General features: G+C 62.9%; 18 protein-coding genes and 1 pseudogene. 9 read left to right on the top strand and 10 right to left on the bottom strand.

Translation table 11 applies throughout. The features are described from left to right. A pseudogene (locus NKI95_RS25335) lies at nucleotides 1-3340 on the bottom strand (kinesin); the annotation flags it as partial. A gap of 285 nt (nucleotides 3341-3625) precedes the next feature. On the opposite strand from NKI95_RS25335, the gene NKI95_RS25340 reads away from it, so the two are divergent. From NKI95_RS25340 to NKI95_RS25350, 3 genes are all read left to right on the top strand, one after another. Beyond that, nucleotides 3626-3994, top strand: a complete 369-nt coding sequence (locus NKI95_RS25340; RefSeq protein ID WP_292660938.1) for an Hpt domain-containing protein — start codon at nucleotides 3626-3628, stop codon at nucleotides 3992-3994. Between the two features lie 97 nt (nucleotides 3995-4091). Beyond that, on the top strand, nucleotides 4092-4412 hold the full coding sequence (locus tag NKI95_RS25345) for a 2Fe-2S iron-sulfur cluster-binding protein (protein WP_023674833.1): 321 nt from the start codon (nucleotides 4092-4094) through the stop codon (nucleotides 4410-4412). Between the two features lie 82 nt (nucleotides 4413-4494). Next, on the top strand, nucleotides 4495-5523 hold the full coding sequence (locus NKI95_RS25350) for an NAD(P)/FAD-dependent oxidoreductase (RefSeq protein WP_352720107.1): 1029 nt from the start codon (nucleotides 4495-4497) through the stop codon (nucleotides 5521-5523). A gap of 27 nt (nucleotides 5524-5550) precedes the next feature. Here NKI95_RS25350 and NKI95_RS25355 read toward each other — a convergent pair whose 3' ends face one another. Together NKI95_RS25355 and NKI95_RS25360 are read right to left on the bottom strand one after the other, a co-directional pair. After that, nucleotides 5551-7032, bottom strand: a complete 1482-nt coding sequence (locus NKI95_RS25355) for an MDR family MFS transporter (RefSeq protein WP_352720109.1) — start codon at nucleotides 7030-7032, stop codon at nucleotides 5551-5553. A gap of 226 nt (nucleotides 7033-7258) precedes the next feature. Further along, nucleotides 7259-7876, bottom strand: coding sequence for a DUF922 domain-containing Zn-dependent protease (locus tag NKI95_RS25360; protein ID WP_352720111.1), 618 nt, complete (start codon nucleotides 7874-7876; stop codon nucleotides 7259-7261). A 96-nt stretch (nucleotides 7877-7972) separates the two neighbouring features. Between NKI95_RS25360 and folP the strand changes: the two genes are divergently transcribed. From folP to folK, 3 genes are read left to right on the top strand one after another with little or no spacing between them, the layout of a single operon-like run. Continuing rightward, nucleotides 7973-8818, top strand: coding sequence for a dihydropteroate synthase (gene folP, locus NKI95_RS25365; protein WP_352720113.1), 846 nt, complete (start codon nucleotides 7973-7975; stop codon nucleotides 8816-8818). A gap of 3 nt (nucleotides 8819-8821) precedes the next feature. After that, nucleotides 8822-9181: a dihydroneopterin aldolase gene (gene folB, locus NKI95_RS25370; protein ID WP_023674838.1), complete on the top strand. Its 360-nt coding sequence runs from the start codon at nucleotides 8822-8824 to the stop codon at nucleotides 9179-9181. Then, nucleotides 9165-9677 carry a 2-amino-4-hydroxy-6-hydroxymethyldihydropteridine diphosphokinase gene (folK, locus tag NKI95_RS25375; RefSeq protein ID WP_352720115.1) on the top strand — a complete coding sequence of 171 codons (513 nt, stop codon included), beginning with the start codon at nucleotides 9165-9167 and terminating at the stop codon, nucleotides 9675-9677. Before folB ends, folK begins: the two co-directional genes overlap by 17 nt. A 23-nt stretch (nucleotides 9678-9700) precedes the next feature. On the opposite strand, the gene NKI95_RS25380 is transcribed toward folK, so the two are convergent. Both NKI95_RS25380 and NKI95_RS25385 read right to left on the bottom strand, forming a co-directional pair. Further along, the gene (locus NKI95_RS25380; protein WP_502908354.1) at nucleotides 9701-10252 is read right to left on the bottom strand and encodes a DUF924 family protein; all 552 of its coding nucleotides are present in this window, start codon (nucleotides 10250-10252) and stop codon (nucleotides 9701-9703) included. Between the two features lie 17 nt (nucleotides 10253-10269). After that, entirely contained in the window at nucleotides 10270-12105 is a 1836-nt protein-coding gene (locus NKI95_RS25385; RefSeq protein WP_352720117.1) for a monovalent cation:proton antiporter-2 (CPA2) family protein, read from the bottom strand. A gap of 230 nt (nucleotides 12106-12335) precedes the next feature. On the opposite strand from NKI95_RS25385, the gene NKI95_RS25390 reads away from it, so the two are divergent. Further along, entirely contained in the window at nucleotides 12336-12602 is a 267-nt protein-coding gene (locus NKI95_RS25390; RefSeq protein ID WP_292660884.1) for a hypothetical protein, read from the top strand. A 63-nt stretch (nucleotides 12603-12665) separates the two neighbouring features. Here the strand turns inward: NKI95_RS25390 and NKI95_RS25395 are convergent, their stop codons facing one another. The 4 genes from NKI95_RS25395 to NKI95_RS25410 all read right to left on the bottom strand — a co-directional run bounded on the left by NKI95_RS25395 (nucleotide 12666) and on the right by NKI95_RS25410 (nucleotide 16444). After that, the gene (locus NKI95_RS25395; protein ID WP_352720119.1) at nucleotides 12666-13220 is read right to left on the bottom strand and encodes a hypothetical protein; all 555 of its coding nucleotides are present in this window, start codon (nucleotides 13218-13220) and stop codon (nucleotides 12666-12668) included. 87 nt (nucleotides 13221-13307) lie between these two features. Next, on the bottom strand, nucleotides 13308-14402 hold the full coding sequence (locus NKI95_RS25400) for a YcjF family protein (protein ID WP_352720121.1): 1095 nt from the start codon (nucleotides 14400-14402) through the stop codon (nucleotides 13308-13310). Next, nucleotides 14399-15877, bottom strand: coding sequence for a YcjX family GTP-binding protein (locus NKI95_RS25405; protein ID WP_352720123.1), 1479 nt, complete (start codon nucleotides 15875-15877; stop codon nucleotides 14399-14401). The genes NKI95_RS25400 and NKI95_RS25405 overlap by 4 nt, the downstream gene beginning before the upstream one ends. 63 nt (nucleotides 15878-15940) lie before the next feature. Then, nucleotides 15941-16444, bottom strand: coding sequence for a SixA phosphatase family protein (locus NKI95_RS25410; protein WP_352720124.1), 504 nt, complete (start codon nucleotides 16442-16444; stop codon nucleotides 15941-15943). Nucleotides 16445-16703: 259 nt separating this feature from the next. Here NKI95_RS25410 and dksA point away from each other — a divergent pair, with 259 nt between their 5' ends. Beyond that, nucleotides 16704-17120, top strand: a complete 417-nt coding sequence (dksA, locus tag NKI95_RS25415; protein ID WP_023674847.1) for an RNA polymerase-binding protein DksA — start codon at nucleotides 16704-16706, stop codon at nucleotides 17118-17120. 83 nt (nucleotides 17121-17203) lie between these two features. Here dksA and NKI95_RS25420 read toward each other — a convergent pair whose 3' ends face one another. Beyond that, nucleotides 17204-17956, bottom strand: a complete 753-nt coding sequence (locus NKI95_RS25420; protein WP_352720125.1) for a hypothetical protein — start codon at nucleotides 17954-17956, stop codon at nucleotides 17204-17206. 203 nt (nucleotides 17957-18159) lie between these two features. On the opposite strand from NKI95_RS25420, the gene cckA reads away from it, so the two are divergent. Then, nucleotides 18160-20733 carry a cell cycle histidine kinase CckA gene (gene cckA, locus NKI95_RS25425; RefSeq protein ID WP_352720127.1) on the top strand — a complete coding sequence of 858 codons (2574 nt, stop codon included), beginning with the start codon at nucleotides 18160-18162 and terminating at the stop codon, nucleotides 20731-20733. Nucleotides 20734-20773: the final 40 nt, after the last annotated feature.

The following is a 20773-nucleotide window of genomic DNA, read 5'->3' on the forward strand; positions in this document are numbered from 1 at the left end:
CCCTGATCGTGTTGAGATCGGCCTCCAAGGCGCGCTTGAGGATATCGCGGCCTTCGGCCAGTTTCTCGACCTGGCCGGAAACCAGTCCGTCGATGCTCGAGCGGCTTTCGGCCAGCTTGGCAAGGTCGTCTTCGAGCGCCTTGGTCAAGGTTGAGCGATCTTCCGCCAGTTTCTCGGACTGGCCCGCAATAACATCCTTGATGGTGTTGAGATCGGCCTCCAAGGCGCGCTTGAGGATATCGCGGCCTTCGGCCAGTTTCTCGACCTGGCCGGAAACCAGCCCGTCGATGCTCGAGCGGCTTTCGGCCAGCTTGGCAAGATCGTCTTCCAGCGCGCGCTTGAGGATGTCGCGACCCTCGGCCAGCTTCTCGACCTGGCCGGAGACCAGCCCGTCGATGCTCGACCGGCTCTCTGCCAGCCTGGCGAGATCGTCCTCGAGCGCCTTCGAAAGGGCCGAACGGTCCTCGGCGAGCTTGTTCATATGATCGGAGACGACGCCCCGCACGGCCTCGAGATCGGTCTCCAGTGCCCGCGACAGCTGACCGCGATCCTCCGCCAGCTTCTCGGATTGACTGGCGATGACGCCCTTGACGGTGCTCAGATCGGCTTCGAGCGCGCGCTTGAGGATGTCGCGGCCCTCGGCCAGCTTTTCGACCTGTCCGGCAACCATCACATCGATGCTCGAGCGGCTTTCGGCCAACTTGGCGAGATCGTCTTCGAGCGCCTTCGAAAGGGTCGAACGGTCCTCTGTGAGCTTGTTCATGTGATCGGAGACAACGCCCCGCACAGTCTCCAGGTCGCTCTCCAGTGCCCGTGACAGCTGGCCACGGTCTTCCGCCAGCTTTTCGGACTGGCTGGCGATGACGCCCTTGATCGCGTTAAGGTCCGATTCAAGCGCGCGCTTGAGGATGTCGCGGCCTTCGGCCAGCTTCTCGACCTGGCCGGCAACCAGCCCATCGATGCTCGACCGGCTTTCCGCCAACTTGGCAAGATCGTCTTCAAGCGTCTTCGAGAGCAGGCTGCGGTCATCGGCGAGCCTGCCAGAATGATCGGCGATCAGGCTCCTGATGTCGGACAGGTCGTTATCGAGCGACTGGGAAAGGCCGCTGCGGTCTTGCGCCAATTTGGCCGAATGCGCCTCGATGAGGCCATTGATGCCGGCGATATCGGCTTCCAGCGCACTGGCGAGTATGGCGCGGCCCTCGGCGATCTTTTCGACTTGACCGGCGACGAGGCCGTCGATGCTGGCGCGACTCTCTGCCAGCTTGCCGAGGTCGGCCTCCAGCGCGCGCGAAAGGATGCTGCGGCCTTCGGCGAGCTTGCCGACGTGCCCGGCAACCATTTCATCAATTATCGTACGAGCTTGCACGAGTTTTCCAGAGTCTTCGTTCAAGGCCTGGGCAAGCCTGTTGCGACCCTCTTCAAGGCTTTCGAGATGGCTGCCCAGCGAAGCGTCGATCGCTGCGCGTGATTCGTTTACCTTGCGCAGATCCTCCTCAAGGGCGCGCGAGATCAGGCTGCGGCCTTCGGCAAGCTTCTGCACCTGGTTGGCCACCGCTGCGTCGATTTCGGCGCGACCCTCGGCGAACTTCGCCAGATCGGCCTGCATTGCCGCCGCCATCCGGTCGCGGCTTTCGGAAAGCTTGTGGCTGTGGTTTTCGACGGCTTCCTCGATGCCGGCGCGAGCCTCGGCAAGCCGCTGGATGTCTGTATCGAAGGAACGCGATACGACATGGCGCGCCGCCTCCATGCGCCCGGCGAAATCGCCGGCGCGGGCTTCAAGCATGGTCGAGGTCGACGAAATGATGTCGGCCATGTCGGCGCCGATCTGGGTCTTGCCCTGATCGATCATCGCCGACAGCGTCTCCTTGCTATCCTGGAAGGTGTGGGCGATTTCGCGCGCGCGCTCGACCAGCGTCTCGTTGATCTGGCGTGCGCGAGCCTCCAGCGCGGCGTTGAGCTTCTGCGTACCGGTGTCGAGCGCCTCGGCGCGGGTCTGGAACTCGCTGATAAGCGCCTGGCCACGTTCAGCAAGCGTCCGCTCGATGCCGTTAAGGCTGGCTTCGAATTCGGAATTGAGCGTACGCGCGGCACCGCCGAGCAGCGACACCATGCCGGTCGTGCGGTCGTCGAGCAGGTCGGTCAGCGACCGCGTCAGGCCATCGGTGGTGTCCGTCAGTTTGGCGATGCGGGTGTCGAGCAGGCTGGCGAAGGCCTCGCCCGACGTCGACAGCCGGTCGGTGATCGATTCGAGCCGGCCTTCCACCGAATCGAAGATCGACATCGAGCTCCCGTTGATCCTGTCGATCAGCGTGTCGCCGGATTCGTTGATCGTCATCGACAGCTTGGTCGAGGCGTTGAGAATGCTGTCGCGAATGATATCGCTGGCGGCGTTGATCTCGTCCTTCAGCGTCTCGTGGGCGCCGGTGATCGAGGCGCGCACGCGCTCGGCATGGGTGACGACCGCTTCGCGCTCGCTGCCCAGCCCGTCGACCAGCGAGCGGATGCGGGACTCGTTCTCGGAGTAGGAGCGCTCGATCTGGTTCACCTCGCCGTGAACCAGCGTTTCGAGCTCGACGGCACGCGCAAGCGTGCGTTCGATGCCTTCGCCCATGGCCGCCACCTCGCGGCGAACCGCTTGGCCGATCATCATGACGCGATCCTGGGCAAGATTTTCCGGCTCGGCCAGACGGAAGGCCACCTCGGTCATCGACTGCGCGGCAAGGCGCATCTCCTGAGCGCGGCGAATCATCACGGCGAATGCCCAGAACAGGATGACGGGCACGATTGCCGCGACCGCCAGGCCGATCAGCTCGGGACGGGCGAAAAACTGATCGAAGGTGCGGATGTTCCAGATGCCAGGTCCGAACAACAGGTTCGCAAGGCCACCAGCGCCGGCGATCCAGGCCAGCGAAACGAAAGCCACGACCCAATAGATCGTGTTCGAGGCGCGCCGATTGAGGGTGTGCAGGAGCGTCTTATAGTCTTTTTGACGATCGTCGTTGGCCGGCGAGAAAGCGGCCGGCTGCGAGCCATTGCGCGTTGCGACAGGACGCAACTCGGCCGGCTTGGCTTTTGGCGCGGGATTTGCGTTCTGGCTTTGATTGGCGGCAGGTGCCGCGTTCTGGGCTTGGTCGGGGGCAGGTGCTTCGTTCTGGCTGCGACCTTCGCGCGCCAGTTCGTCGGCGGCTTGCGATATTTGCGCTTCCAGATCTTCCATGGATGCCGCGATGTCGAAGTCGCCGCCGGCATCGCCGCTCAGATCGATATCAAGTGCCTTTTCGAGTTCCCTGGCTACGTCGCTGTCGAGCGTTCTTGTCGTCGTTGGTTTCTTCGCCATGCCTTCGCTACCCTGTACAAGCTGCCGCGGGACTTATGGTTCTGCTTATTGATTCTGCCTAGCGTGTCCCGCGCAGGAGGCTGAAAATGGACCTGTCGTATCGTAATGACACAGCCGGGTAAAGAAAACATGCATTCCGCCCGATACGTAAAACTTTAAATATAAGGTTAACACAGCCGTGATTCCGGCGCCGTTATCGCGACATTTTTCCGGGCCAATCATTAACCCGTTGTCCACCGGATACGCCTAGTTTTTGCGGCGGTCGAAGAACGGAGTCTCAAAGTGATACGTGGCGAAAACGGCATTGCCTTCTCGATGCCCGGCGGCGACGTGTCGGGGACAGCCGGGGCGCGGCCGATCGACCTGGCGCATCTTGCGCGCCAGACGATGGGCGATCGGAGCCTCGAGCAGGAGGTGTTGGCTCTGTTCGTGCAGCAGGCGCTGTCGGTGCGCGACAAGATCGTCGATGCGGATGTCAGGCAGCGGCTGCTATTGGCACACGGGCTCAAAGGCTCGGCGCGCGGGGTCGGCGCCTTCGCCATTGCCGATTGCGCCAGTGCGATCGAATGCCGGCCCGAAGACGCCAGCACGCTGAAGCGGCTTGGCTCGCTGATCGAAGAAGTACGCGACTTCGTCGCCGCCATCAGCCGATAGAACTTATTCCCAAAACGCCACGCAGCGGCGCTTTCGCGCCGCAGTTGACTTGTCCGGCAGAGTGATTATGTCGGCTCAGACTCCCTTCAGGTGACAAATGACCAAGCTGACCTTCATCGCCCATGACGGCACGCATTTTGACGTGGATGCCGAAAACGGCTCGACCGTCATGGAAAATGCGATCCGCAATGCGGTGCCGGGAATAGAAGCGGAATGCGGCGGCGCCTGCGCCTGCGCGACCTGCCATGTTTATGTCGACGAAGCCTGGACGGCGGAGGTCGGCGAGCCGGAAGCCATGGAAGAGGACATGCTGGATTTCGCCTACGAGGTCCAGCCGAACTCACGGCTGTCATGTCAGATCAAGGTGCGCGACGCCCTCGACGGGCTGGTCGTGCGCGTGCCGGCTCGCCAGGGCTGACGCCGATTTTTGCCGCTGCCGCTTGGCAGCGGGCCAATGGTCATGCAGTGTCGCGCCGTTTTCCCATAAAGGCGCATGCTTCATGACAGCTCTCACCAAGACGGACGTACTCATTGTCGGGGCAGGGCCTGTCGGCCTGTTTGCCGTATTCGAGCTCGGCCTCTTCGACATGAAGTGCCATCTGATCGACATACTCGACCGGCCCGGCGGGCAGTGCGCCGAACTCTATCCGGAAAAGCCGATCTACGACATTCCGGGTTGGCCCTCGATCTCGGCGCAAGGTCTGGTCGACAAGCTGCTTGAGCAGATCGCGCCGTTCAAGCCCGAATTCACCTATAGCCGCATGGTTTCGAGCCTGGAAAGACTGGAGGACGGCAGTTTCCGCGTCACTTCCGACGAAAACGAGGTGTTCGAAGCCAAAATAGTAGTGATCGCCGCCGGCGGCGGCTCTTTCCAGCCGAAGCGGCCGCCGATTCCGGGCATCGAACCCTATGAAGGCAAGAGCGTGTTCTACTCGGTGCGCCGGATGGAGGACTTTCGCGGTCATGACCTCGTCATCGTCGGCGGCGGCGATTCGGCGCTCGACTGGACGCTGAATCTGCAGCCGGTGGCCAAGAGCGTGACGCTGGTGCACCGGCGGCCCGAATTCCGGGCAGCGCCCGACAGCGTCAACAAGATGTATGCCATGCAGGAGATGAAGGAGCTGGAATTCCAGGTTGGACAGGTGACTGGCCTGACCGGCAACGACGGCCAACTCGCCTCCGCCATCATCAAGGGGCCGGAGGGCGATATCGAAGTGCCGTGTACGCGGATGCTGCCGTTCTTCGGCCTGACGATGAAGCTCGGCCCAATCGCCGAATGGGGCCTCAATCTCCACGAGAACCTGATCCCGGTCGACACCGAAAAATTCCAGACGTCGGTGCCCGGCATCTTCGCCGTCGGCGACATCAACTGGTATCCCGGCAAGTTGAAGCTGATCCTGTCGGGCTTCCATGAGGTCGCTCTAATGGCGCAAGCAGCCAAGCGCATCGTCAGCCCCGGCGAGCGCATTGTATTCCAGTATACGACCTCGTCGACCAGTCTGCACAAGAAGCTCGGCGTGGTCGACTGAACCTCACTATACGCTCGTCGGGCCGGTCTACTCCGCCAAGGCTGGGGCCACAGCCTCGGCATGGCCGCGAAGCGTTTTTTCCGGCATCAGCCAGAGCGTGATGAACGACAGCAGCAAGGTCGCGGCCGCGGCAAGAAAGATCATCACGAACGGTATGGCGGAGGCGATATGGCCGGCCGGCTGCGTGCCTTCGCTGGCCAGCGGCAGCCCGTAACCAAGGGCGACGGCACCAAGCATGGCGACGCCAAGCGCGCTGCCCAGCGAGCGCAGGAAGGTGAGCACGCCGGTCGCTACGCCAAGGTGCATGCGATCGACGGCGTTCTGGACCGAGACGGTGGCAACGGGAAAGGTCGTGCCTGTGCCCAGCCCTATGCAGGTCGTCAACACCTCGACAAGCAATAGCGAGGCATTCCCGGCGATCAGGCTGAGCACGCCGAGGCACAGGATCGAGAAAACGGTGCCGATCATGGCAATGCGCTTATAGTGGAAAAAGCGCGGGATCATTCGCGCGCTGAACGTCGCACCGGCCACCGTGCCGAGCATCAGCCCAAGCAACGCGGTGCCCGATTCGCTGACTGACAGGCCGACGACCGATTGCAGGTAGACCGGCAGATAGACCGACAAGCCGACATTGGCGGCCTGCAGCAGGAACATCGACAACGTGCCGGCGAGAACGATCGGATTGCCGAGCACTTCGAGCGAGATCAGCGGTTCGGCCGCGCGCATCAGCCGCAGCGCGAACGCGCTCCAGAACACCGCCGAGCAGGCGAGCAGCCCAAGGATTTCAGGTGACAGCCACGGATACTCGCTGCCGCCCCAGTTCAAGGCAAGCAGCAGCAGCGAGGTGGCCGCGACCAGAAGCAGCGCGCCGAGGCCGTCGATGCGGTGATGCTTTGCGGCGATCGGCAGCTTCTTGAGCGGGTTGTTGATGATCGCCATCGCCAGCAGCCCGAGCGGAATGTTGATCCAGAAGATCAGCGACCAATGCAGATGTTCGGCGAAGGTGCCGCCGAGCAGCGGCCCGGCGATGCTGGCGACAGCCCAGGTGCCCGAGATCCAGGCGGCGTAGCGAGCCCGCTCGCGCGGCGGCACGAGGTCGCCGATCACGGTCTGCGTCAGGGCGAAAAGACCGCCGCCACCGGCGCCCTGGATCGCCCGGCCGACAACCAGGACCAGCATGTTGGGCGCCGTGGCGCTAACCAGCGACCCGGCGAGAAAGATCAGGATTGCCGCATAGACGGTCGGCCGGCGGCCATAGATGTCGGAGATCTTGCCGTAGAGCGGCGCCACGGCGGTCGCGGTCAGCAGATAGCCGGTCACGATCCACGGCAGATATTCGGCATGCCCGAGCAGACGTGCCATCGTCGGCATCGCCGGCGCAACGATGGTCTGGTCGAGCGCCGCCAGCAGCATCGACAAAAGCACGCCGCCGATAATGGCGTTTTTCTCGGTTTCGGTCAGCGGCGTGCTGGTTTCCACCATCGCTTGCTTGTCAATAGCCTGGTCCATATCCATTCATCCATTACACTTGCATGCACGTCCGGGACGGCTGGAGTGCGTCGAGTGTGCAGATTGGCCCGTGTACTCGTGCCTTTGGGACTGAGCCTTGCGAACTTGACATATGTCGTTCGCTATAGGCCGATTTCGACAGCGGCTCGAAAGTTTTTCGAAGCTGGCACCATGCTTCGGCAAAATTGGCTTTGTTCCAAATTGGCTTTGTCCAACGACGCGGAGTTCAGCCGGGAGCGAGCCGGCCGTTCTCAATGCGCTCGATGCGATAGTGCAAGAGCCGCAGGATACGGCTTTGGAAATTGACGCTTTCGACACGATCGAAGCGCATCTGCTCCTGGTCGTGCTTGGCAAGCATGACCGCTGTAATTTTCGCGGCCTTGGCCTTGGCCAGTTCGCAGGTCTTTTCCGGGTAGCTTGCCTTCAGGGCGTCTTCGAGTTCGCGGCCATGGTTCTTGGCAATCTCGACGTGGCGCTCCTCATGGCGCTTGATGTCGGCGGATAACGTATCCCAGAACAGCCTGACGCCGGCATCGGCTTTGCGCGGACGGCGCCACTGCGGAAGGATCACCTTGACCTTGACGGTGACGACAGCGTCGGCAATCCAGCACGAGCCCGGGTTTTGCGCATAGCTGACGCGGGTGGTGAACGCCATCTGGGTAGCGCCTGGATGCCGCGACCCGGTGCTTTTCACCTGAGGCCCGAGTCTCGACAGCTGGCTCTCGATGTCGTCGAGCGTCCTGCCGCCGATCGGGAAATAACTATATGTCTTGACGAGAGTTGCAGCGCCGGCCGGGAATGCGGTCAGCGCGAACATCAGCGCGCAGAGGAGGGATCGTTTCATCGTGTTGCCTCTTTCCCCACCTTGCTTTACCGCCGTCCTCGGCGCAACGGAATTGATCCCCGGCCACGCCGCGGGATCGAACATGGTTGATGGGCAATGATGACAGGGCGATGGCAGCTGGCGCATGGGCGCCATCTCGACCTTGGCAGTAAGGCCGTGGTCGTCGGCATCCTCAACGTCACGCCGGACAGTTTTTCCGACGGCGGCCTGTTCGATGTGCCGGAAAAAGCGGCGGCCCAGGCGCGCCGCATGGTGGAGGAGGGGGCCTCCGTCATCGACATCGGCGGAGAATCGACACGTCCCGGGGCGTCTGCGGTCTCCGCAAAGGAAGAGCAGGCCCGCATATTGCCGGTCATCGAGGCGCTCGCGACGTCTGGCGGAATGCTGATCTCGGTCGATACCTATCGCGAGGATACGGCCCGGCTTGCCGTCCAAGCCGGCGCACATATCGTCAATGACGTCTGGGGCCTGCAGCGCGAACCGGGCATTGCCCGCGTCGCGGCCGAAACAGGCGCTGGGCTTGTCGTCATGCACACGGGACGGGACCGGCAGAAACTGCCCGACGTGATTGCCGATCAGCTCTTCTTCCTCAGAAAGTCGCTGGAAATCGCGCGGAGGAGCGGTGTTGCCGACGATCATATCGTGCTCGATCCGGGCTTCGGCTTCGCCAAGGAGACGGCCGCGGAAAATCTTGACCTGATGGCACGGTTTTCCGAGCTTCGTGCGCTGGGTTTTCCACTGATGGCCGGCACATCGCGAAAGCGCTTTATCGGCACCGTCACCGGCCGCGACGCGGCCGCAAGGGCCGCCGGAACCGCGGCCACCAGCGTAATCCTGAGGCTCAAAGGCGCGCATCTTTTTCGCGTACACGATGTCGCAATCAACGTGGACGCGTTGGCCATCGCCGATGCTATGCTGGCACGTGAGATCGGGGAAAGCTGAGCCATGTATGTCATCCGCATGAAGAACTGCGCCTTCTTTGCCCGGCATGGTGTGCTGGACGAAGAAGAGACGCTCGGCCAGCGCTTTTATGTCGATGCGGCACTCACGGTGGATCCCGGGCGGGCACTGGTCGAGGATTCCATCGAGGACACCGTCAATTACGGCATCGCCTTTGCAGTCATCGAAAAGATCATTACCGGCGAGCGGCGCTTTCTGATCGAAGCGCTGGCGCTCGAAGTGGCGAGGGCGCTGACGGCGCGGTTCCCGCAGATCAAAAAGGCCGAGATCACGGTGCGCAAGCCGAACGCCCCGGTGCCGGGTGTGCTCGATCATGTCGAGGTGACCGTTGTCTGGCCAGAATAATACCGTCTATCTCAGCCTTGGCGGCAATCTCGGTGATCCGGCAAAGTCGATGGCTGCGGCACTGGGCATTCTGGATGCCGACGAGAGCACGCGCGTCATTGCCGTTTCGTCGCTCTACCGCACGCCGCCCTGGGGCAAGCTCGATCAGCCGGATTTCCTCAACGCGGCGGCCGAAATCTCGACCGCGCTCGCGCCGCGGGCTTTGCTCGACCTTTGCCTCGACGCCGAGCGAAAACTGAAGCGGGTGCGCGAGGAGCGCTGGGGTCCACGCCTGATCGATATCGACATTCTGGTGTTCGGCGACCGCATCATCCACGAGACCGGACTGGAGGTGCCGCATCCGCGCATGCTGGAGCGCGCCTTCGTGCTGGCGCCGCTGGCAGAAATTGCGCCAGAGCTTGTGGTCGACGGCAAGAGCGTGTCGGAGCGGCTGGCCGCCGTCGACACGTCGGGCATTGAACGGCTACCGTCGGGCCAGGATTGGTGGAAGACCTGACGCTGCCGCCATCGGTGCCTGAATCAGCCGGAAAACCCACCTCCGTCGAGGAACATTTGTTCGTCTGGTGTCGTCTCGCGGCCAAGCATCCTGTTTCGATGCGGAAAGCGGCCGAAGCGCTGGATGATGTCGCGATGCTCGATCGCATATTTCAGGTAGGAGGGGGCTTTGGCGGCGGTAAGCTCCATCGATCTGAGCTGATCGGCGAGGTCCTCCGAATGCTCATAGGGCAAATAAAGAAAGACGCGGAGGTTTTCGTCGAGCGCCAGGTCATGGCCGGCGGCGATCGCTTTCCGGGCGAAATGCCGCGCCAGCGGGTCCGTGGCGTACATGTGGCCGGTGCCGCGAAAGCAGTTTCGCGGAAACTGGTCGAGCAGGATCATCAGTGCCAGCGACCCTTCGGCGTGTTCAGACCAGCCGTCGCATTCGCAGCGCGCGGCGGCGAAGTGCAGATCGAAAAACCGGGTGCGGAAGTCGGTATCAAAGGCGTCGTTCTTCTCGAACCACGCGTCCTCCCCCGCGTCGCGCCAGAATCCGGCGACGGAGAGAGCGCGCTCGTCCAGTTCGTTCATCATTCGCGTCGTTCCAAGGTTTAATCGGCCGGTTCGGATTTCTGCAGCACGCCGGCGGTCTCTTCGTTGAGCGCCTGGCCCGCGCGCCGTGGCGTGCTGAGCGGCGTCGGGATGGGCGTGCCGATATTGCCTTTGAGGAAACGCCGCCCGGCGCGAATGCCTTCGGCCTGTTGAAGTTCGAAACGGGCAGCATCGCGGCGGCGGACGTCCTCGACTACCTCGGCGACCTCTTCCGGGTCGACGCCGAGGGCTTCCAGGGTCGAGCCGCCGAAGACAAGCGCCGATTCGAACGTCTCGCGGAGCTGATAGTCGACGCCGGCACGAATGAGCTGCAACGCCGTGCCGCGGTCGAAGGCCCGTGCCAGCACTGTCAGCAAGGGAAACTCCGCCTTGATCAGTTCCGCGATGCGCACGGCGGCATCGGGCTTGTCGACACAGATCAACACGGCGCGTGCCCGCCCGGCTCCCGCGGCCCGCAGGATGTCCAGCCGCGTGCCATCGCCATAATAGACCTTGAAGCCGAAATCGGCTGCCGCCTGGATCATTTCGACCTCATTGTCGATGATCGATACGTCGATCCCGCGCAACAAAAGCGGCTGGCTGGCGATCTGGCCGAACCGGCCAAAGCCGATGATCAGCACGCTGCCGGTCAGGCCGTTGGCGACATCGACGCCCTCGAGCGACTGCTCGTCGCGCGGCGTCAGATACCGCAGGGCTATGATTGCCAACGGCGTCAGCACCATGGAAATGATGACGATGGCGGTCAGCATCGCATTGGCCTGGCTATCGATGATGCCCACCGCCGCCGCTGCGGAATAGAGGACGAAGGCGAATTCGCCGCCTTGCGCCATGAAGACCGCGCGTTCGAGCGCTTCCCGGTGGCCGGTTTTGAGGACGCGGGCAACGATATAGATGCCGATCGCCTTCATCAGCATGTAGGCGACGACATAAATGGCAATGAGCTGCCAGTTGACGACGACCACATGCAGGTCGAGCGACATGCCGACGGCGAGGAAGAACAGCCCGAGCAAAATGCCGCGGAACGGTTCGATGTCGGCCTCCAGCTGGTGGCGGAAGGTCGATTCCGACAAAAGCACGCCGGCCAGGAAGGCGCCCATTGCCATCGACAGGCCGGAAAGCTGCATGGCAAGCGCTGACCCGAGAACGACCAGGAGGGCGGCAGCGGTCATCACCTCACGGGCGCGCGCATCCGCCAGGATACGAAAGAACGGATTGAGCAGATAGCGCCCGGCAAGCACCAGCCCGACGATCGCGGCAAGGCCGATGCCGACCTCCGTCAACCGATCCGACAGGCTCATATCGGCGCCGCCCGGCGCGAGGAAGGCGATCAGCGCCAGCAGCGGCACGATGGCCAGGTCTTCCAAAAGCAGGACCGAAACGATGCGCTGGCCCTTGGGCGTGGCCAGTTCGCCGCGTTCTTCCAGCAATTGGATGACGATGGCCGTCGAGGTGAGCACGAAACCGGCGCCGGCGACGAAGGATTGCGCGATCGGAAAACCTCCCGCCAGCCCGACGCCGGTCAGTAGGACCGCGCAGACGCCGACCTGCAGCGCGCCAAGCCCGAAAATCTCGCGGCGCAGGCCCCATAGCCGTGACGGCTGCATTTCCAGCCCGATGATGAACAGGAACATGACGACGCCGAGTTCGGCGACATGAAGAATGGCTTCCGATTCGGAAAAAATGCGCAGTCCGAACGGGCCGATCACGACACCGGCCGCCAAATAGCCGAGGATGGAGCCGAGTCCCACGCGCCTGAAGATCGGTACCGCAACGACGCCGGCGGCAAGCAGCGCCACCACCTGAATCAGATCGCCGTTGGATGCCTCTGCCGCCATGCCTGCCGTTCCGCTCTCTTGGGAGTCAAGCGGCCAAGATAGGGGCTTCGGGGCGGATCGAACAGTGCGAATGCGGCGCATTGTGAAGGCGATATTGCAGGCGCACTGCACAGGATAATGGGGTGCCTGGCGTTGCTTGTTCCAGCGATCCGGCGCTAAGGACGCCCGGCTTCGGCCAGTGGAGGGTGAGCGACGATCAAGTCGCAGCCCTTTTTGAGGAGATGACTGACATGAAGACGTTTTTGCTGGTTGCCGTTGGCATCGCGGCGCTTGCCGGCTCGGCCTGTTCGAAGGCACCCGAGTGCACGACCGAGATACTGACCAAGAAGGCTCAGGACATGACTGCGGCACTTCAGGCTGCGATTACCAAGGATCCAGCCAAGGCAGCCGACCTCGGGGCCAAGGTCCAGGCGGTCACAACCAAATATCAGGGCGGTACGACAGCGGCCGAGGCCTGCAAGGCCTATGACGAGGTGATTGCCGCGATCAAGGGCTGAGCACTTAATTGCAAATCAAAAGAGGGCGGCGCCGTCTGGCCGCCGCCTTTCTCACGCTAAAAGTCAGTTCGGAGTTACGGAGCCGACCTCGACTGCATCGATCCGCTTCAACTTCATGCCGATGACCGGTACCAGCTGCTGGTCGACGCGCACGGCAACGGTCACCGTCATCGAATTGTCGTCGGGGACAAGCGCCTGCATAACGCCGCGCAACTGATTGCGATTTATGGTGAAAACCACCTTGTGCGCATCGACGACATTGCCACCGATAATGTCGAGGCCGGACCCGGCGGCCCCGCCCATAAAGCTGCCCTTGTAGCCCTGCCGGCCCTTGTGTTCGATCGTTGCCGACATCTGCTGGGTGAACATGCCTACCCGGCAGCCGCCGTCGAGCGACATGCCAACCTTGCCGTCAGGCGTCGAGCCGATGAAGCTGCAGGTGAATTTCGTGCCCTTGTATTTGCCGGCAACGATTTCCCCTGGGCCGACCCATTTGCCTTCGACCGATCGAAAGAACTGCTTGTCCGGTTCCGCCGCCGAGGTCTTTCCGGCAATGCCGACGGTTGCGACAAGCGCGAGCGCCACGGGCAGCCCGCTGGACAGAATAACGCTTTTCATCGACGACACCCGGCAACAAAGAGACTGGTTTGGACGCTTCCGACCATGGACAAGATTGGTTAATGCTTTGTCACCCCAAGGCGATAGTCACGTTCCGGAAGCGGATGTTTCTTTTTCTTTCTTTGCTGCAAAGGAGGTCAGCGCGGAGAGGAAATCGCCCAATCCGGGCCGCCTGACAGCGTAAAAGGGCAGGGGCCTTGCGGTTTCCATCGCTGCAATGCCGATGCGCGCAGTCATCATGCCGTTGACGACGCCTTCGCCGAGCTTGGCCGAGAGCCTGGCGGCAAGGCCGTGGCCAACAATCTGCTGGACGAAACTGTCGCCGACGGCGATCGACCCGGTGACCGCGAGATGGGCGAGAACGCTGCGCGCCAGGCGAAAAAAGCCAAGCGTGCCGGGGCGACCGCCATAGAGCTCCGACAGGCGGCGAATCAGCCGGCCGGCTTCGAACACGACGTAAGCGACGTCGACCAGCGCGCGGGGGCTGACCGCGGTCACCAGGGAGACGCGCTTCGCCGCTTCGAGAATCATCACCCTGGCGCGGGCATCGAGCGGGCCGAGGATCTCGCTCTCGGCCAGCCGCACCAGATTGCCGCCGTCAATGATCTCGCCGCGCAATTCGGCCAGCGAGCGCCTGCCGGCCGCGGTTTCGGGCTTGGCCGCGACAAATGCCGACAACTCGTCGACCACGGCGCGGGCGGCCTTCGGATCGTCACGGGCAATCGCATCGAGCGCCCGCTTTTGCAACTTTTCGACCTCGGCAAGGCGGGCAATCGCCATGAACTCGCGCACGAGGATGATCAGAAGCGCCAGGATGGCGATCGCGGCCATACCGGCAGCCAGCCAGCCCAGCCACTCGGCGCGCTCGAACAGGTCGCGAATCAGCTGGTCGGTCCAGAGGCCGACGGCGAGCGAAACCAGAACGCCCAGCGCGCCAAAGAACAGGCTGCCAAGCAGCGAACGTTTTCGCGGCGCAATCGCCGGCGGCGGTTCGGCAGCGACGATGTCAGGCTCGTCGAAGACGTCGATCTCCGCCGGTGTGACCACGGCTAGATCCGCCTTCAGAGTACGCGGCTTTCGCGCCGGCGCGGCCTCGGACGCAGCATGGCGAGCCGTCGAATCTTCCTTTTGCTGGGGCTCCGGCTCGATGCGAAAGGCCGCCGGTCTGCGGGGCACACTCATGCGAGATGGTCTCCGATCAGGAACTGCAGCGCGCGGTCGAGCCTGATATGCGGCAGCGACAGTGTCACGCCCTCGGCCGTGCGCTCGAGTTTCGGCGGGCGAAAGCGCACGAAGCGGATCGCGGGGTCGTCATTTTTCTGCCGGCGGGCCGATTCGGAAACGTCGAACACCGCATCAACTTTCTCCGGCAAATCTCCGGGAAATATGGCTGTTTCGGTCTTTCCGTCAAAGGTTTCGCCATTGATTTTTTCGCCACGCAATGGCGTGCCGATAATGACCGGCAAAGTCTCGCGGCCCTGCTTGACCGTGCCTTCACGGGTCGCGCGCATGGCCGCCAAGGCCACGACGTCGACGTCGGCGCCGGTGAAATTCGCTCGCGCCACGGCGCGGTCGGCTAGCCGCCGCACGATCGCCTGCAGCCGGTCGTGGCTTTCGTGGTGCAGATGGTCGGCCTTGGTCGCGGCCACCAATATGCGGTCGATGCGTCTTGAAAACAGGTCGGTCAGGAAGTTGCCCCGGCCGGGGCGGAAACAGGACAGGATTTCGGTGACCGCACGTTCCAGATCGGCCATCGCGCCGGGGCCGGCATTCAATGCCTGCAATGCGTCGATGAGCACGATCTGGCGGTCGAGACGCGTGATGTGTTCGCGAAAGAACGGTTTGACGACATGCGTCTTGTAAGCCTCGTAGCGCCGCTCCATCATCGCCTGCAGCGATCCCGAGCGGGCGCGCCGGCCGTCCAGATTCGGCAGCGGCGCGAAGGTGAGAGCGGGCGAGCCTTCAAGATCGCCGGGCATCAGGAAGCGGCCGGGCGGCAAGGTCGAAAGCGCCCGCTCGTCGAGCTTGCAGGCCTTGAGATAGGCGGCGAAGCTCTCGGCGAGACGGCGCGCCGTCATCTCGTCGGCCTCGGCGTTCGGGTCGACCGGATTGGAGAGCGCCCGCCATTCCCGCGAAAGATCGACACGCACCGGCAACACGGCCATCTCGAAGGCCTCACGCGAAAAATCGGCGTAGGACTTGCCGAGCAGCGGCAGGTCGAGCAGCCATTCGCCGGGATAGTCGACGATGTCGACCGACAATTTGCCGGCGGAAAACATGCGGGTCCAGCCAGAGGCCGATTCGTATTCGATGGTGAGCCTCAGTTCGGAAATCGCACGCGTCGAATCCGGCCAGACGCGGTCGTCGACAAGAGCCGCAATGTGATCCTCGTACTGGAAGCGTGGTACGGCGTCGTCCGGCTGCTCTTCGAGAAAGGCCCGGGCGACGCGCCCCGATTTTTGTGCCTCAAACAGCGGCAAGCGCCCGCCATGGACCAGATTGTGCACAAGGGCCGAGATGAACACCGTCTTGCCGGCGCGGGACAGCCCAGTCACGCCAAGACGCAGCGACGGAGCGAAAAGCCCGGCAGCGCGGCCTGACAACGTGTCCAAGGCAATCTTCGCCTCGTCGGTGAAAGTCGTCAGCGATGATGCCAAAATCTGTTCTCGCGGGCCGCTCAGGAACCGATATAGGCTTTGATGCGCGGCTTTGAAATGGCCTCAGATATCGGCAGGCGTCAGGAAGGCTTCGAGATAGCCGGCGCCCGGCGCAGACTCGGCAAGACTGCCGTTGAACCGGACCACCGCAAGTGCGGAGGCCGGGAAGCCGTGGTTCAGCATGGCCCGCGCGGTCTCCTCGCCGTCGCCTGAGAGCGCCATGGCGAGATCCTCAATCATCGGATTGTGGCCGATGACGAGCAGGGCATCCAGCCCGCCATTCTGCCGGATGGCGGCGAGGTACGCGGCGGCATCGTCGCTGTAGAGCGTGTCAAGGAACAGCACCCGGCCCGTGTCGGTGTGGCCAGCCAAGCTTTCCAGCGTCTGGCGGGCGCGCCTGGCGCTTGAGCAAAGGGTGAGGCCCGGTACGTATTTGCGGGAACGCATCAGCACGCCCATCGCTTCGGCGTCGGCGAAGCCGGATGCGTCGAGCGGGCGGTCGAAGTCAGCCACGCCAGGCAGCGCCCAGCCGGCCTTCGCATGCCTCAGCAGGTAAAGTCTGGTCACCGGATCCCCGTTGTGCCGGGCACCGAACCCGTCAACACGCCGCAGGATTTGCCATCAGAAGAGCTCCGTGCGCAATGGCAAGCGCCCCTCAAGCATAGCGAATCATGTACGGATTCGGTCGTATTCTTCGCAAAAGGGCATCGCAGATGCTGGTTTGTCCGGGACTAACAATTGCGTGAAACTGTCGTCGATTGATCTTGTGCAGTTTTCGGTCCGCGAATATATAGGCGCCAAATTTGGGGCTTGTTGGGTGAGTCGAATGAACGACATCGTTACCGCCGATTACGTACCCTCCGAAGACGAGCCGTTCATGAACGAGCGGCAGAAATCCTACTTTCGCATGAAGCTCGTCACCTGGAAGAACGACATCTTGCGCGAAGCGCGCGAAACTCTCGAAATCCTGCAGCAGGAAAACGCTAACCACCCCGACCTCGCCGATCGCGCCTCCTCGGAAACCGACCGCGCCATCGAACTTCGCGCCCGCGATCGCCAGCGAAAACTCATCTCGAAGATCGATTCCGCCCTCCAGCGCCTTGACGAAGGCACTTACGGTTATTGCGAGGAGACGGGCGAGCCGATCGCGCTGAAGCGGCTCGACGCGCGCCCGATCGCCACGTTGTCGATCGAGGCGCAGGAGCGCCATGAGCGGCGCGAGAAGGTCTACCGCGACGACTGAGTCGGCGGGAAAAGCAGCGGCATCGGTAAAGCGTTCAAAATGGCCGGTTTTCCGGCCATTTTCATTGGCCGTTCGCTATCGGCCTATCTTTTCTGATTGGACAACTCGCCGAGGAGCTTCGTCATCTCGTCGTCGAGAGAGGGCGATGCCTTCGCCACCGGCTTGCTCGGCGTTTGGCTGAAGCGTGGCTCGTCGAGGGAAACCTCCAGCTCCTTCATCAGCGCATCGTCGATCGACTCATGCTGTGCCGGCGGCTCGTATCTTGCCGGGGAGTCCTGTTTTGCCGGCGGCGGCGCATGTCGCGAGGCATTGGCGTTGACGGATCCATAACTTGGCAACGGTGTGACGTTCGATGCCGGTTTCGGCGCCGGTGCCGGCATTGTTGCTGGCATTGTCGCTGTCTGGCGGGCTAGGACAGGGGTTGCGGCCACGCTTGCCGGCTGCGGCGGCGCTTGCCTCGCCGGCGCGGCTGTGGTCGAAGCCGACCTTGCTGCCGGCTGGTGGCTGTTGTCTCCGGTCAATGCCGGGCGCCGCAGCGCCGAGAGCCTGATGTCGCGCTCGACGACGACATCGGTCGGACCACCGATCAAGAGCAGGTGCTCGATGTCGTCGCGACGCACCAGCACTAGCCGCCGGTGACTGTCGACCGCTGTGGCATCCATGACAGCCAGCCGCGTCTTGCGGTTCCTGCCGCCGGCGACGAATGTTCCGAATGTCAGGCTGCGGACAAGCCTGATGATAAGAAGAATGATGAGCAGAAGGACAAGTACTGCAAACGTCCATAGGATTGCTGCGGCATAACCAGGACCCGCCACGCCATCCAGCCATTGCAGCATTGGTTCCCCCAAAATCAGCTTTCGAAGAGTGGCGACACTAGACTGTTGCGGCAGGCCACCGCAAGTTGCCTTTCACGCTTCGTGAACAGCTTGAAACGCCGGGAGCCGAACGGCGTCATTTTTAGCGGACATCTGCAGCCGGGCCTTTTCCCGACCCTGAGAATATGATTCAACCGACACCGGAATTCACGAGCAGGGGGCACATGGCCAAGGAAGCGCGCGGCGATTTCTATCCGGTACCTATCGTCGACCAGAACACGCGACCGGGTGCGGTCACCCGGCTGATCGTCTTCATCGTCGTCCTGACTGGGGCAGCGATCGTCTTCGGCCTTTTCCGTGAGCGACTTGGCGATCCATTCCTGCTCGGCATGCTTGGCGTGCTGGCGATGATCGGTGTCGGCTTTCTATTCGCCACTGCGATCGGCTTCGTGCATATCACGCCGCGCTCGACAAGCGACGAACTGTCGAAAGCTTTCGTCGATTCGATGTCGCAAGGTCTCCTGGTCACCGACACCAAAGGCCGTATCATCTACGCCAACCGGACTTATGCTGATATGACGGGTGCCGAGTCGGCCGCCGACCTCAAGACGGTCGAAGGTTTGCTTTCAGACGTTCCCGAGGCCTCGGTGACCATATACCGGCTGGCGTCAGGCCTGCGCGACGGCCAGCCCGGCGACGGCGAGTTTCGGCTCGCGCAGTCCATTCGGCTAGGCGCCGAACCGGGCGCGCGCTGGTACCGCGTCCGGGCCCGCGCCTTCAGCGTTCCCGGCCAGCGGCTGCCGATGCTTGCCTGGCAGCTTGCCGATATCTCGCGGGAACGGGCCGAGCAGGAGCGGTTCTTTCTCGACCTGCAAAAGGCCATCGATCACCTCGACCATGCGCCGGCCGGTTTCTTTTCCGCCGACCAGGAAGGCCGCGTCACCTATATCAACGCGACCCTCGCGGAGTGGCTGGGCATCGACCTGGCCAGCTTCACCCCCGGCGCCATCACGCTGCCGGAGATCGTCGCCGGCGACGGCATGGCGCTGGTCCGTTCGGTCAAGGCCGATGCGGGTACCACGCGCAATGCTGTTATCGATCTCGATCTGACGACGATGACCGGCGAGGCGCTGCCGGTGCGCTTCATGCATCGTGTCTCGGCCAGTCGAGAGGGCCTCAACGGCCCGACTCGCACCATCGTGCTCAACCGGACGCAAGGCGAGGACGCTTCGGCTGACCTCCGCGCCTCGGAAATACGCTTCACGCGGTTCTTCAACTCGACGCCGATGGCGATAGCCGGCGTCGACCACGCCGGCCGCATCCTGCGCACCAATGCGCCGTTTCTGTCGCTGTTTTCCTCGGTCGTCGACCGCGACGCGGTCGATCGGCGTGTGCGGCTGGATACGGTGATCCACGAGCGCGACCGGCCGGCTTTCGCCGCGGCGTTCGAAAAGGCACGCCAGCAACAGGCTGACATCGAGCCGATCGATACGGTGCTGCCCGGCAATGAGGAGCGCCACATACGCTTCTACGTCAACGCGGTCGCAGACGGTACCGGCGGCGAAGGCGCCGAGGAATCGGCCATCGTCTATGCCGTCGAGACCACCGAGCAAAAAGCCCTCGAGGGCCAGATGGCGCAGAGCCAGAAGATGCAGGCGGTCGGCCAGCTCGCCGGCGGCATCGCGCATGATTTCAACAATGTGCTGACCGCCATCATCATGGCCTCGGACCTGCTGTTGACCAACCACCGGCCGTCCGATCCGTCGTTCCCGGACATCATGAACATCAAGCAGAATGCCAACCGGGCGGCCTCGTTGGTGCGGCAGTTGCTGGCCTTCTCGCGCAAGCAGACCCTGCGGCCGGAGGTGCTCAACCTGACCGACGTGCTCGCCGATCTCAGGATGCTGCTTGCCCGGCTGGTCGGCAACGACATCAAGCTCAAGATCGACCATGGCCGCGACCTGTGGCCGGTCAGGGTCGATATCGGGCAGTTCGAGCAAGTGGTGGTCAATCTGGCGGTCAATGCGCGCGATGCGATGCCGGCCGGCGGCGACCTCACCGTACGCACCCGCAACGTCAGCGCCGGAGAGTGCAAGACCTTTTCCTACCGCGAACTTACTCCGGCCGACTATGTGCTGGTCGAGGTCGAGGACAGCGGCAGCGGCATCGCGCCTGATGTGCTGAAAAAGATCTTCGAGCCCTTCTTCACGACAAAGGAGGTTGGCAAGGGAACTGGCCTCGGCCTGTCCATGGTCTATGGCATCATCAAGCAGACAGGCGGCTTCATCTTCTGCGATTCCGAAGTCGGCAAGGGATCCGTGTTCCGCATCTTCCTGCCGCGGCACATTGCGGAGGCAAGGAAGGCGGGCGAGGCTGGAGAAGTGCCGGCCGCCCCTGCCAAGATCGCCGACTCAGCCAAGGATCTGTCGGGCTCGGCCACGGTGCTGCTGGTCGAGGACGAGGACGCCGTGCGCATGGGCGGCATGCGGGCGCTGAAGTCGCGCGGCTACACCGTCCACGAGGCGTCCTCGGGCGTCGAGGCGCTTGAAGTCTACGAAGCGCTCGGCGGCAAGGTCGACATCGTGGTGTCGGACGTGGTGATGCCGGAAATGGACGGTCCGACGCTGCTTGGCGAATTGCGCAAACGGCAGCCCGACATCAAGTTCATCTTCGTGTCCGGCTATGCCGAAGACGCGTTCGCCAAGAACTTGCCGGCCGACGCGCATTTCGGCTTCCTGCCGAAGCCGTTTTCGCTCAAGCAATTGGCCACGATCGTAAAGGACATGCTGGAATCCTGACCCTTCCAATGCTCCGCTTGCGCAATGTCGTGAGACTGCC

This window comes from Mesorhizobium sp. M0306 (assembly GCF_040321655.1).
In the GTDB taxonomy this organism is placed as follows: Bacteria; Pseudomonadota; Alphaproteobacteria; order Rhizobiales; family Rhizobiaceae; genus Mesorhizobium.

Excerpts from the sequence above, each read along its gene's own strand:
- dksA (WP_023674847.1), top strand. The coding sequence starts at position 16,704 with ATGAACGACATCGTTACCGCCGATTACGTACCCTCCGAAGACGAGCCG.
- folP (WP_352720113.1), top strand. The coding sequence starts at position 7,973 with ATGATGACAGGGCGATGGCAGCTGGCGCATGGGCGCCATCTCGACCTT.
- NKI95_RS25360 (WP_352720111.1), bottom strand. The coding sequence starts at position 7,876 with ATGAAACGATCCCTCCTCTGCGCGCTGATGTTCGCGCTGACCGCATTC.
- NKI95_RS25385 (WP_352720117.1), bottom strand. The coding sequence starts at position 12,105 with ATGGCGGCAGAGGCATCCAACGGCGATCTGATTCAGGTGGTGGCGCTG.
- NKI95_RS25390 (WP_292660884.1), top strand. The coding sequence starts at position 12,336 with ATGAAGACGTTTTTGCTGGTTGCCGTTGGCATCGCGGCGCTTGCCGGC.
- NKI95_RS25420 (WP_352720125.1), bottom strand. The coding sequence starts at position 17,956 with ATGCTGCAATGGCTGGATGGCGTGGCGGGTCCTGGTTATGCCGCAGCA.
- cckA (WP_352720127.1), top strand. The coding sequence starts at position 18,160 with ATGGCCAAGGAAGCGCGCGGCGATTTCTATCCGGTACCTATCGTCGAC.
- NKI95_RS25355 (WP_352720109.1), bottom strand. The coding sequence starts at position 7,032 with ATGGACCAGGCTATTGACAAGCAAGCGATGGTGGAAACCAGCACGCCG.
- folB (WP_023674838.1), top strand. The coding sequence starts at position 8,822 with ATGTATGTCATCCGCATGAAGAACTGCGCCTTCTTTGCCCGGCATGGT.
- NKI95_RS25395 (WP_352720119.1), bottom strand. The coding sequence starts at position 13,220 with ATGAAAAGCGTTATTCTGTCCAGCGGGCTGCCCGTGGCGCTCGCGCTT.
- NKI95_RS25350 (WP_352720107.1), top strand. The coding sequence starts at position 4,495 with ATGACAGCTCTCACCAAGACGGACGTACTCATTGTCGGGGCAGGGCCT.
- NKI95_RS25345 (WP_023674833.1), top strand. The coding sequence starts at position 4,092 with ATGACCAAGCTGACCTTCATCGCCCATGACGGCACGCATTTTGACGTG.
- NKI95_RS25400 (WP_352720121.1), bottom strand. The coding sequence starts at position 14,402 with ATGAGTGTGCCCCGCAGACCGGCGGCCTTTCGCATCGAGCCGGAGCCC.
- NKI95_RS25380 (WP_502908354.1), bottom strand. The coding sequence starts at position 10,252 with ATGATGAACGAACTGGACGAGCGCGCTCTCTCCGTCGCCGGATTCTGG.